Origin of the sequence: Microcoleus sp. AR_TQ3_B6 (assembly GCF_036702785.1) — a bacterium.
Lineage (GTDB): Bacteria > Cyanobacteriota > Cyanobacteriia > Cyanobacteriales > Microcoleaceae > Microcoleus.
In genome coordinates, this window is record NZ_JAUBVJ010000006.1 from 42,111 (window position 1) to 53,759 (window position 11,649).

At 46.2% G+C, this 11,649-nt stretch carries 9 protein-coding genes; all 9 read left to right on the forward strand.

Features of this window, described 5'->3' with window-relative positions; all coding sequences use genetic code 11:
- The first annotated feature begins 5 nt into the window (after positions 1-5).
- The 9 genes from QUB56_RS04850 to QUB56_RS04890 all read left to right on the forward strand — a co-directional run bounded on the left by QUB56_RS04850 (position 6) and on the right by QUB56_RS04890 (position 11,634).
- Positions 6-479: a R3H domain-containing nucleic acid-binding protein gene (locus QUB56_RS04850; RefSeq protein ID WP_332953636.1), complete on the forward strand. Its 474-nt coding sequence runs from the start codon at positions 6-8 to the stop codon at positions 477-479.
- Positions 480-593: 114 nt separating this feature from the next.
- Entirely contained in the window at positions 594-1,106 is a 513-nt protein-coding gene (locus QUB56_RS04855; RefSeq protein ID WP_332953637.1) for a YceD family protein, read from the forward strand.
- A 205-nt stretch (positions 1,107-1,311) separates the two neighbouring features.
- A complete protein-coding gene (locus QUB56_RS04860) occupies positions 1,312-2,820 on the forward strand; it encodes an AAA family ATPase (protein ID WP_332953640.1) in 1,509 nt (502 codons plus the stop codon).
- Positions 2,821-3,135: 315 nt separating this feature from the next.
- Positions 3,136-3,597 (forward strand): SH3 domain-containing protein, encoded by a 462-nt coding sequence (locus QUB56_RS37115; RefSeq protein WP_445243310.1) that lies wholly within the window; start codon positions 3,136-3,138, stop codon positions 3,595-3,597.
- A gap of 425 nt (positions 3,598-4,022) precedes the next feature.
- A complete protein-coding gene (locus QUB56_RS04870; protein WP_332953643.1) occupies positions 4,023-4,160 on the forward strand; it encodes a hypothetical protein in 138 nt (45 codons plus the stop codon).
- Positions 4,161-4,799: 639 nt separating this feature from the next.
- The gene (locus tag QUB56_RS04875; RefSeq protein WP_332953646.1) at positions 4,800-6,983 is read left to right on the forward strand and encodes a lipoxygenase family protein; all 2,184 of its coding nucleotides are present in this window, start codon (positions 4,800-4,802) and stop codon (positions 6,981-6,983) included.
- A 142-nt stretch (positions 6,984-7,125) separates the two neighbouring features.
- Complete coding sequence (locus QUB56_RS04880) at positions 7,126-8,457, forward strand: hypothetical protein (protein WP_332953648.1); 1,332 nt, start codon at positions 7,126-7,128, stop codon at positions 8,455-8,457.
- Positions 8,458-8,602: 145 nt separating this feature from the next.
- Complete coding sequence (locus QUB56_RS04885) at positions 8,603-10,339, forward strand: hypothetical protein (RefSeq protein WP_332953650.1); 1,737 nt, start codon at positions 8,603-8,605, stop codon at positions 10,337-10,339.
- A 167-nt stretch (positions 10,340-10,506) separates the two neighbouring features.
- A complete protein-coding gene (locus QUB56_RS04890) occupies positions 10,507-11,634 on the forward strand; it encodes a DUF4419 domain-containing protein (RefSeq protein ID WP_332953652.1) in 1,128 nt (375 codons plus the stop codon).
- Positions 11,635-11,649: the final 15 nt, after the last annotated feature.

Genomic DNA, 11,649 nt, shown 5'->3' on the forward strand with positions numbered 1-11,649 from the left:
CAACAATGAAAGACTCTCAAATGCAGCGCGGACAGAAATGGTTAGAAGAATTGTTACAACTGTCCGCCCTTCCGTCAAAAGTGGTATGCGAACAACAAAAAGATTGTTATTGGATGACAATAGATGAAAGCAATCTGACTGCAGAACAAGTTGCAATTTTAATCGGACCTGAGGGTAATGTAATAGATGCCATTCAGTACCTCTGCAACACGGTTCAGAATATAGGTCAGGAAGTAGAGGAGTCACTTCCTTATACCGTTGAACTCAATGGCTATCGCATCCGCCGCCAAGCCCAATTGCGCTCGATGGCAGAGTACGCAGCAGATCAAGCGCGCTCGACGGGAGTTGAATTTGAACTCAAATCGCTGTCTTCTGCAGAACGCCGTCAAGTCCACAGCTTTTTGAGCGAATGTCAGGACATAGAAACTTACAGTCAAGGACAAGAACCCGATCGGCGTTTGGTAGTCCGCCTGCGCTGACAATAAAAAGAGAAAAAAGGAAAAAGGAAAAAGGAAAAAGCGAAAAATTAGCTATTCCTTTTGACTTTTGACTTGTGCGTTGAGACAAACATAATAAAACGGCGAGAGATTATTATGGAGACAATTTATATCCCTCATCTCCTCACAAAAACAGAGCGGAAAGAGGTGATTGATTTTGAAGAATTTATCCCAGATTTAGAAACTCTTACTCCGGTGCGGGGGCGACTACAAGTGACTCACCAAGGGAATTATCTTGAGGTGAAGGCGAAAGCAGAAACAATAGTTACTCTCACCTGCCACAGATGCTTGAAACAATACAATCACCGTTTGGCACTCAACTCATCTGAACTAATCTGGCTCGAGGAAACAGCAAATCAGACAGATTCAAGCTCAGCAGAAATAGAAGTGGCTTTAGAAGATTTGGTGGAAAATTTGTCGCCTAGCGGCTATTTCTCTCCGGGCGATTGGGTGTACGAGCACATGTGTTTGGAACTGCCGCACAAACAGCTATGCGATGCTCAATGTCCGGGAATAAGTTTAAATGATGCAGAAGAGACAGAAAAGTCAGAATCTGCAGGGGACAGTCGCTGGGCGTCTCTGGCAGCACTAAAACGGCAATTGCCTTAGTCAATAGTCAGAAGTCAATAGTCAGAAGTCATTAGTCATTAGTCATTAGTCAGCAGTCAGCAGTCAGTAGCTAAGAACTAATAACTGTGGAATAAGGACTGAAAAAAAATTACATCGGCTAACATCTAATAACCAATAACTAATAACTAAGGACTAAGGACTAAGGACTAAGGACTAATGACTAATAACCAATGACTAATGACTAATGACTATTTTTAGCGACGAGTTTGAACTGCTGCTGCGATCGCGCTACCCCCTAATTTACATTCCCACACGGGAAGAAGAGCGCGTAGAAGCGGCGATCGCCCAAAGTGCCAAAAAACAAGGTTCTCGCGCCGTATACATCTGGGATTTTGTTGATGGCTACCAAGGCAATCCCAACGATGCTGGTTTTGGCAAGCGCAACCCGCTGCAAGCTTTGGAATTTCTCGAAAAATTGCCCCCCTCCGCGCCGGCAATTTTTATTCTGCGCGACTTTCAGCGGTTTTTGGAAGATGTCTCGATTTCCCGCAAGCTGCGGAATTTGGCGAGACTCCTCAAATCAGTCCCCAAAAATATTGTCATCGTCTCTCCTCTAATTTCCATCCCGGAAGATCTCAGCGAAGTCATGACAGTTTTGGAATTTCCCCTGCCTGCGGCGGCGGAAATCAAAATTGAGGTAGAAAGGCTGTTAGGGGCTACCGGACAAGCCATTGAAGGGCGTTTGCTGGACGAAACAGTGCGCTCCTGTCAAGGCCTGTCGATCGAACGAATCCGCCGAGTTTTGGCAAAGGCGATCGCCACCAGAGGCGAACTCCATCCCGACGACGCGGAACTGATTTTAGAAGAAAAGCGCCAAACAATTCGCCAAACTCAAATTCTGGATTTTTACCCAGCCCGCGAAAATATTTCCGATATCGGCGGTTTGGACAATCTCAAAGAATGGCTGCTGCGGCGCGGCGGTGCTTTTACCGAACGAGCCCGCCAATACGGTTTGCCGCATCCCAGAGGTTTGTTGTTAGTCGGAATTCAAGGAACCGGAAAATCCTTAACAGCAAAGGCGATCGCCCACCACTGGCATTTGCCCTTGCTGCGGTTGGATGTCGGGCGCTTGTTTGCCGGATTAGTCGGAGAATCGGAATCGCGCACCAGGCAAATGATTCAGCTAGCCGAAGCTTTGGCCCCCTGCGTGCTGTGGATTGACGAGATTGACAAAGCTTTTGGGGGATTGGACGGTAAAGGAGATTCCGGGACAACCAGCCGGGTGTTCGGGACTTTTATTACTTGGTTGGCCGAAAAAACTTCCCCGGTGTTTGTAGTAGCAACAGCCAACAACATCCAGTCTTTGCCCCCAGAAATGCTCAGAAAAGGCAGGTTTGACGAAATATTTTTTGTCGGTTTGCCCAGCCAGGAGGAACGGCGGGCGATTTTTGAGGTACATTTGTTGCGGTTGCGATCGCACAGCATCAAAAGTTACGATTTAGAGCGCTTGGCTTACGAAACTCCCGATTTTTCAGGAGCCGAAATCGAGCAAACTTTGATAGAAGCAATGCACATTGGGTTTAGCCAAAATCGAGACTTTACCACAGATGATATTTTAGAATCAGCAAGTCAGATGGTGCCCTTAGCCAGAACGGCTCAAGAACAAATTCAGTTTCTCCAAGATTGGGCCGCTGCTGGAAAAGCTCGCCTTGCTTCTAGATACGGCAGTTTGAGCCGCCGGATTCAAGGGTAAGCTTTGGAAGGAAGAAGGAAGAAGGAAGAAGGAAGAAGGAAGAAGGAAGAAGGAAGAAGGAAGAAGGAAGAAGGAAGAAGGAAGAAGGAAGAAGTAGAAATTTTCCCACTCTCCCACTCTCCCCTCTCCCACTCTTCCCTCCCTCGGACCCCTCTCCCACTCTCCCCCTCTCCCACTCTCCCCTCCCTCGGACCCCTCTCCCACTCTCCCCTCCCTCGGACCCTTCCTTTGGATCTCAAAATCCATCCTTTAAATCCGTTAAATCTTGTACCCGGCTTTGTTGCCGAACTTCCTTCTTCCTTCATTTGCGGTTTTATGAACAGTCTATATAGCATTTTCAAATTTTTAGTGGGTTTTCTGCTAGCGATCGTCCTGATGGCAGGTGCTAGCGTGGCGGCTGCACTTTACTTTGCCGCTAAGCTAACGACTGTGCCAGAAAGACCTGTTTTTCCTAACGACAAAACACCTGTTGAGATTGCAGGCACTGCGCCGAAGTCAACAGCCCAGGCTAGCCCTGTTTCTACATCTAGCGATGCCCCGTCTCCGAAACCGCTGGAACCGGGAGCTTACCGAGCTCTGGTGACTCAGCCGATCGGCTTAATTCTCCGGGATACTGGTAGCCGAGACTCGAACCGCATTGGTGGTGTTGGTTACAAGGAAAAAGTCGTGGTTTTGGAAGAGTCGCCGGATAAAGAGTGGCAGCGAATTCGAGTTGAGGATGGCAATCGCGAAGGTTGGGTCAAAGGCGGCAATACAGAAAAAGTTGAAGGCGAATAGGACTTAGACAAAAAATCTACTCCTCTCATTGTGAGGCCAGCGAAGCAATTGCAGTGTGCAGGTTGTTCACCAACGCCGACTATTTTCCTGGCGTCCGGCGGCGACAAAAGCGGTTGCTATACTTAGAAAATTTTACGAAAATCGGCAATCTCTCAGAAACTTATTGAAAAACATTGATGGTTGCAAGGAGATGACTACCGCAATTTTAGATGGACAACGGTGCGCTTTGTCCGCACTGAAGATTTACTTAAGCTAGAGTATGGGCTGCGCTGTTTCGTAGAGGAAAACTTTCCCTATTCGGCTTACTTCCCTAGCTGCAGAATATGTAGAACGTTATGGATTGCAGTCTGGTTCGGGTATCGTTGCTGAATCTGTGTTCTTGTTGTTGTTGGAAGTAGCAGAATTTTGGTATCAGTATTATTTCTATGAAAGTTCGATCGAGAAATTTCCTGATGGGGGCGATCGCTGTGTTCGACCCAACTCGTGAGAATGTCCCCTATTTACTGCATCTATTTTTAGGAATCATTAACAAACCCCACACTCTTGGCGATCGCATCTCCTAAAACTTCAAGAAACTGTGCCCAAAGAGGTGACTCAGTTGACAGTAAGTTACCACGCCAGAACGGTGAGTACAGTGGAGGAATTCCCACAAGTATATCAGCCAACAACCCGCTGGCGTTAAAAAACCGCACGTCCCCCAGTGGCAAAAAAGCTCGCGCGAGCGAAGCTATCCCGTAGGGAATCCCCCGCTCCACGATCGCAGTCTGCTTTTTTTTTCAAATAGAACTCAAGCATATAAGATAGAGATTGACTCGCGGACAATGTGATTCAGGGTGAATGAGGTGTTAATTGAAACGGGTCCGAGTAATTAACACAACTCAAATTTTATCTCCAACAAACTCAGGGAATACAGGGGATAATGAGCTACGATCGCTCTCGCATCGCATCCAACCCCGACTACATGAAACTTTACCATTAGGCATTGACAATTAAGCGAGAGGATGCTGTAAGCCGTTAGCAGTTAGGTAATGCTTTGGCGCCGGCAAAATCGCTTTGATGATGCGATCGCTGCTTACCAAACCGCACTCCAATATCACGCGGTGAAATGAGCAACTTTACATAAAGTTACCCGCTGGCATAAAACGATATGGTAAGCTTGAGCTTGCTCGCTAAATAAGTCTCTCACCACTACAGGAGCGCATATGCCTTTATTTTCGCAAAAGCAAAATTCTCCTTCGGACAACACCCTAATCAATACTCTCTTAACACTTTATAAGTTAGTCAAATGGGGTTTAAATTTTATTCCAGGGGAATATAATTATAATTATGATTATATTCCCGGCCTGGCTATGACGACCTCGAATGAATTGGCTTGGATTAATCTCTACATACCAGGTCAAGAGCTACCCAGTAAAGAATGGCTCCTGCTAGTCACAAACCAAATAACACTTTTGAATGCGAATAAAGCTCGACATTCTCAGAAAGGCATCGTATCTTTTAGCGTTGGTTTCAGTACAGAAGAAAATTCAGGGGTAGAGCACCCTATAGAAGTATTAAAAAATACTGAACAAGAAGTTGACGCGGCTGATAGTAAGGAAGATTTGAAAAATATTGCTTGGAAAATAGCCTCTGCTGCCAAACAAATTAGGCAAGAGCTTTCTCCTGATGGAGTATCTTTCAGCGTAGGTCGTAGTGAATCAGTAGAAAGTTCGGAAATTGATGAGCAGCTTAGAGAGATAGATGAGCAATTTGCTCAAGCCTACCAATCTAGTGAAACTTCACAGGCATTAGAGTTTAGTATTAGCTCTGACTTGCAAGATACGTCAGGAGAATCGTTTGACTTAGCTTTCAAGGAAATTATTAAAGAAAACATAAAGTTGTTAGATTTAAACAGGGATCAAAGTTCAAATGTAGATTTTTCGACAGCAAGATTTCAAGCTTCTCCCAGCTTGGAGAGTTACAATAGCTTATTTGTAGATATCCCCTTACCCCAGATTAGCAAACGCTTTCAAGAAGATTTGATTTTTGCCTATATGCGAGTTGCTGGGCCAAACCCACTTATGCTCCAGCAGTTATCCGAAACAGATCGACCTTTGCAGGTTACCAACGAAAAATATCAGCAAATAATCGAAAGATTTAAGTTTTCCGACTCACTTGAAGCTGCTCTGCAAGAAGGCCGACTTTATAAAGCCGATTATTCCATGTTAAAAGACATGGAACAGGGGAGTTTCCCAAACCAGGTCACAAAATACCCTGGTGCGCCTTTAGCATTATTTGCGGTTCCCCCAGTTAATAGTTCATCTCGTTCTCTAATCCCAGTAGCTATTCAATGCCAACAACCTTCTGGAAGTGAAAATCCGCCAGTATTTACGCCGCTAGATGGATCCAACTGGATGGTAGCTAAAACTATTGTTAATATGGCAGATAGCAACTACCACGAGTTAGTTAGTCATTTAGGTCGCACTCATTTATTTGTAGAACCTTTTGTTCTAGCTACTAAGCGGAAATTGAAGAATAATTTGATAGAACATCACCCCTTAAGAATTTTGCTAGATCCTCACTTTGAAGGAACTATATTAATCAATTACGGGACTCATAAAAGCTTAATTGCTCCCGGAGGACAAGTAGATGAGCTTCTGGCTAGCACTATTGAGAACGAGCAACTTCTTGCCATTGAAGGAGCAAAAAGCTATCTGCAGAACTTCAATGATGTAATGTTTACCAAAACCTTGACAAGTCACGGTGTCAGCGACAGCCATCAGTTACCTGATTATCCTTATCGAGATGATGGACTGCTGCTTTGGGATGCTATAAAAACCTGGGTTAGTGATTATTTAAAGTTTCACTACCCTAGCGACAAACACATAGTCAATGACAAACAGTTACAACAATGGGCACAGGAATTAGTTTCCGAGCAAGGAGGCCGCTTAAAGAACTTTGGAGAAGATAAATCAGGTGCGATTAAAACACGAGAATATTTAATAGAGGCTGTCTCTAGTGTCATTTTTACGGCAAGTGTTCAGCACGCGGCTGTAAATTTCCCTCAATACGATTTAATGAGCTATGCCCCGGCTTTTCCTTTGGCCCTCTACTCTCCAGCACCTACAAGTGCTGAGGAAAAAGGGAACTTTATGAGTATGCTACCTTCTGTAGACCGCGCCCAAAACCAAATTCAGGTACTTGGTTTACTTGGTGCGGTACATTACACGACGCTAGGTCACTACGACCAAGGATACTTTAAGGATAAACGAGTCCTGCCCTATCTGGAGAAATTTCAAAATAAGCTACAACAGATTGAAGTTGAGATTAACACGAGAAACCTTTCCCGGCTCATGCCTTACGAATTCTTGCTACCTTCAAAGATTCCGCAAAGTATCAATATTTAGCTCTACTTTATTGATTCAGGCAGCGTTACCCAAAGTAGCTGCCTGATAACGTAGACCCCGAAGCGGAAACAAAACACCGCCATTATAACCCCGGTTTCTTTATGCAACCGTTGAACCAGTTTTTCTTAAGTGAGTAAATGCCATGCCTCTTGAAAAAGTACCTAATACTTCCTTGAATTACTACCTGATTGCCTTTGATAAGGATGGTAACGAACGCGATGAAGCTGATGGGAAGAAACTGAGCGAACAAATCTTCTCAGCACTAGCCAATGAGCCAATAACAGATGTATTTCTTATGAGCCACGGGTGGATGGGTGACGTTCCCGCAGCGCGACAGCAGTACAACGAGTGGATTGGCGCAATGGCTAAACAAACAGCCGATATTGAAAAAATCAAAGAGGTGCGATCGGGATTTCGTCCCTTAATGATTGGGCTGCACTGGCCTAGCAAGCCTTGGGGCAATGAAGATTTGACAAGTTCGGTGTCCTTTGACGTGAACGACGAAGATCCACTCGATCAGTTAGTTGATGAATATGCCTCGCGCATCGCTAACACTGAAGCAGCACGCCAAGCCCTGCAAACAATTCTCAGGGCGGCGAGCGAAGACAACACACTTGATAGCTTGCCACCAGAGGTACTGAATGCCTACCAAGTGTTGAACCAAGAGGCGGACTTGGGTAGCGAAGGTGAAGGTGCGGCACCAGGTTCGGATTGGGAAGGTTTCGATCCAGAAGCCATCTATGAAGCGAGTAAAGATGAACCAGTAAGTTTCAGTACCGACAGCAGCTCAATCTGGGATAAGATTTTGGATCCCTTGCGGGTACTGTCTTATTGGAAAATGAAAGAACGCGCTCGCAAAATCGGTGAGAACAGTGGCTTCAACTTGTTAAAAACACTGCAAGAGAATGCTGCTGAAACGGTGCGATTCCACCTGATGGGTCACAGCTTCGGATGCGTTGTTGTCTCTTCCATGCTCAACGGTCCGCAGGGGAAGGGTACGTTAGTCCGCCCTGTGAATTCTCTGGCGTTGGTACAAGGCGCTGTATCGCTCTGGTGTTATTGTTCAAAGATTTCATACGAACGCGATCGCCCCGGTTATTTTAATACAATCATCGCTCAAGGGAAAGTCGCAGGTCCGATCGTGACAACTCACTCGCAGTTCGACTATGCAGTCGGTCGGATGTACCCCCTAGCTGGAAAGACGGCTTTTAGCAGTGTGGACTTTGCCCCCGGTCAATTGCCTAAATATGGCGGAATTGGCAGCTTTGGTCTAGGTGGAGATGACCTCGCAGCGGAAAACATAAATATGCTCCCCTGCGATGCCTCGTATCACTTTAAACCGGGCAAAATTTACAACCTCGAAAGCAGCAAGTTTATTTGTGCGAACCTGGGAGGGCCAACAATGGGTGCCCATTCCGACATTGCCAAGCCGGAAGTCGCCCATGCTGTGTGGTCGGCAGCTTATCCCAGTTAACCGTCAGAGTTAGACCAAATTTATTAGCCTGCGAGAACAGATAGAGACTCAGAAAGCCGCTGTTAAAAAAGCTTGTGGGGTTTCTATCTGATTCACTCAAAACTCAAATTGTGATTATTCGCCCAACCAACAAGGAACCAAAAATATGAACGAAGAAGACTTGCTATTTTTCAATGGGATTAATGGCGCTAGCGGTGATTATTTGCTACCGCCATTGAGCGCCGAGCAATTATCTAAGATTGCCCAAGGCGAAGAATTCGATCCAGACAATCTAGAAGATATCCGGCTAAAAAAGCGGCAAATAGAAGAGCCTGACTTTGCTCCGATAGAGGGAGTAGATCGCAAAAACCTCGCAGAAACAGGTTGGGGGGTAATTTTCGCTTACGATGCCGATCCGGCAATTCGAGAGGCTCTCAGCGAGCTGTTAGACCATCGCAAAAAGGAAGCCATTCAACAGCACGAGAATTACTATAAGGAATACAAAGGTCCCCAAGGCTATCGTTACGACAAGGCAAAAAATCAGTACGAGTCAAAAAAGAATTTCTTGGCACGTCAGGGAGTAGGGCCAGGTCCAGCCGATCCGGACAAAATGCCCTATTACCTGCTGATTGTTGGAGATCCAGCAACAATTCCCTATCGCTTTCAGTCCCAGCTCAGCGTTCAGTACGCAGTGGGTCGCATCTACTTTGATACGCTACAGGAATACAGGCAGTACGCTCACAGTGTAGTAGAAGCTGAAACTAGCAGCAATTTATCCCTATCCCGTAGCGCGGCCTTTTTCGGTGTGTGCAACCCAGGAGACGCTGCCACTAATCTCAGCACTCAAGACCTCATTCAGCCCTTATCTGAATGGGTTGTCGAGGAACATCCCGACTGGGATGTGAAAACGATTCTCAAAGAAGAAGCAACCAAAGCCCGCTTGGGGCAATTGCTAGGAGGCACTGAAACACCTAGTTTGCTTTTCACTGCCAGTCACGGCATGGGCTTTCCCAATGGCGATCCGCGTCAGTTGCCCCACCAAGGCGCACTGCTGTGCCAAGACTGGCCGGGTCGCGAATGGGGACGAAAGCCGATCCCGGAAGATTTTTACTTTTCTGGGGACGATATTGGCGAACAAGCGGAGGTTTTAGGAATGATTGCTTTTCATTTTGCCTGCTATGGTGCTGGCTGTCCCCAAAAGGATGAATTCGACGGTCACTCTAAATTTCTTTCCGAACGACCCGATATTGCGCCGTATCCCTTTCTTGCCCGCTTGCCGCAGAAACTTCTGAGTCATCCCAATGGAGGTGCCCTGGCTGTCATTGGTCATGTCGATCGAGCTTGGGGCTGTTCTTTCTCTAGTTCAGATATTCGCGGTTCAAGTGCCGACAAACGGCAGATAGCAGTTTTTCAAAGTAGCGTGAAGCGTCTGCTGGAAGGGCATCCAGTAGGATCGGCAGTGGAGTATTTTGACGAGCGCTATGCCGAAATCTCCTCCGACCTCAGCTCTGAGCTAGAAGAGATTAAGTTTGGCGCGGTTCCCAATAATCAGAGTTTGGCTGGGATGTGGACAGCTAACAATGACGCCCGCAATTATGCGATTATCGGCGATCCAGCAGTGCGGCTAGTGGTCAGTAGTAGTAAAGATGCCAGTACCACTCGCCGCACTTGTGAACCACCTGTACTTTTCCGTTCTGCCCAGTCGGGACAGGGTTCGGCTGAGGAAACTCCAGAGCAAGTTGTTGATGAAGCTGCTCTGAAGCAAGTTCAGACGCAACTATTATCATCATTAGAGAAATTTGTCGATACCGTCCAAAAAGCTCCAGCTAATAACACCGAAAGCCTGCAAACAGCAACGTCAATAGCCACTGAGCTCTTGAATATGTTGAAGGGATTGAGTTAATAGCGATCGCCCTTAAGTGAACGGCTGCCGGGACTTTTCCCGCGCAGCTTTTAGGTTGTTAGGGAGGGTGGAACAGCAGACTGCCGTCCTGGTTTTGGTTCGCATAGTGCTACTTGGGTATATGAAGCTGAGTCTAAGATATGGAGTATACGAGTGATTTACGATCTATGTACAATCCAGTCACAAATTCTCAAGCTACCAGCACCGCGACCAGAACTTTTGCTGTTTCAAAGGTATCTCCCACAACAACCCCCTTGCCTGAAATTCCTTACTATGAAGCAGTTGCAGAGTTTTTAAGTAGACCGATCGAGGCTTGTTCTCGATATCGCGGGCAGTTGGTGGAGAGTGTTGATTCGTATCATCCACTCATTGGCGCACTACATACAGCTTTTGCCTTTCATCATCCAATTTGCCTTTCCCCTGACATAATTTGGCTAACCTTAACACAGGGACTAGCACAGCACATTAACATGAATGCCGAAGAACTTCGTCATCACTTTGTGCAGCATTCGGGAAAGTTGAAGATTAAGGTTCGCCGTGATGACTTTGTGAAGGGTTCGGCTGACAACCCTTGGGCAGAAGTTTTTGGGGAATTTTCCGAACAAATTCACCAACATATTGGCAAAGCACACGAGTTAATTGTGGCTAACTTCTCAACCACAGGCCCTATTGAACGTGCTGCCTCGGAAGTCGTATTGCTAGATGCAATGCAGTCTTACTGTCAGTACGAGGTAATCAGCTTGTGTGGTATACCTACGATTAAGTTGGAGGGAACGGTAGAGGATTGGCGTTCTATGGCACAGAGGGTGGAAGAGTTTGCTCGCTTTGGTTTGGAGTGGTGGGTTGAGCCGTTACGACCGATTCTAAAGGAATTTGTAGCGGCCGCTGAAGGCAGTGTTAGTACCGAGTTTTGGGATTCCATTTACAAGTACCAAGGACCTGAGGGAAGTGGCTCGCCCTATATTACTGGATGGGTTGCTAAACTATTCCCCTACATTTTGAATAATCAAACATCAAAGTGGGAACGAATGTTTGAAGGCAAAACTCCTGAACCACCATATCTACGCAATCCCTGGTTAAATTCTGATCTGTCACCAGCTATAGAAGCACGGGGTGCTTTTCCCAACCTGCCGTCTAAGGCTCCATTCAAGTGGAATTACCTCGGGAATGTCTACGAAATGGAGTTTGTTGCTGGATTAATTGGTGTCAGTCAAGAACCAGAATCTCTGTGTCTGCGACCAGAAATTGGCTGGGTAGTAATGGAAGCAGAAAGGGAGGCATTCCCGACGAAGTGAATAAAGTATTTGTAG

Bases quoted from the DNA above. Each gene is read 5' to 3' on its own strand.
- QUB56_RS04880 (WP_332953648.1), top strand. From the start codon at position 7,126: ATGCCTCTTGAAAAAGTACCTAATACTTCCTTGAATTACTACCTGATT.
- QUB56_RS04875 (WP_332953646.1), top strand. From the start codon at position 4,800: ATGCCTTTATTTTCGCAAAAGCAAAATTCTCCTTCGGACAACACCCTA.
- QUB56_RS04890 (WP_332953652.1), top strand. From the start codon at position 10,507: ATGTACAATCCAGTCACAAATTCTCAAGCTACCAGCACCGCGACCAGA.
- QUB56_RS04855 (WP_332953637.1), top strand. From the start codon at position 594: ATGGAGACAATTTATATCCCTCATCTCCTCACAAAAACAGAGCGGAAA.
- QUB56_RS04870 (WP_332953643.1), top strand. From the start codon at position 4,023: ATGAAAGTTCGATCGAGAAATTTCCTGATGGGGGCGATCGCTGTGTTC.
- QUB56_RS04885 (WP_332953650.1), top strand. From the start codon at position 8,603: ATGAACGAAGAAGACTTGCTATTTTTCAATGGGATTAATGGCGCTAGC.
- QUB56_RS04860 (WP_332953640.1), top strand. From the start codon at position 1,312: ATGACTATTTTTAGCGACGAGTTTGAACTGCTGCTGCGATCGCGCTAC.
- QUB56_RS37115 (WP_445243310.1), top strand. From the start codon at position 3,136: ATGAACAGTCTATATAGCATTTTCAAATTTTTAGTGGGTTTTCTGCTA.
- QUB56_RS04850 (WP_332953636.1), top strand. From the start codon at position 6: ATGAAAGACTCTCAAATGCAGCGCGGACAGAAATGGTTAGAAGAATTG.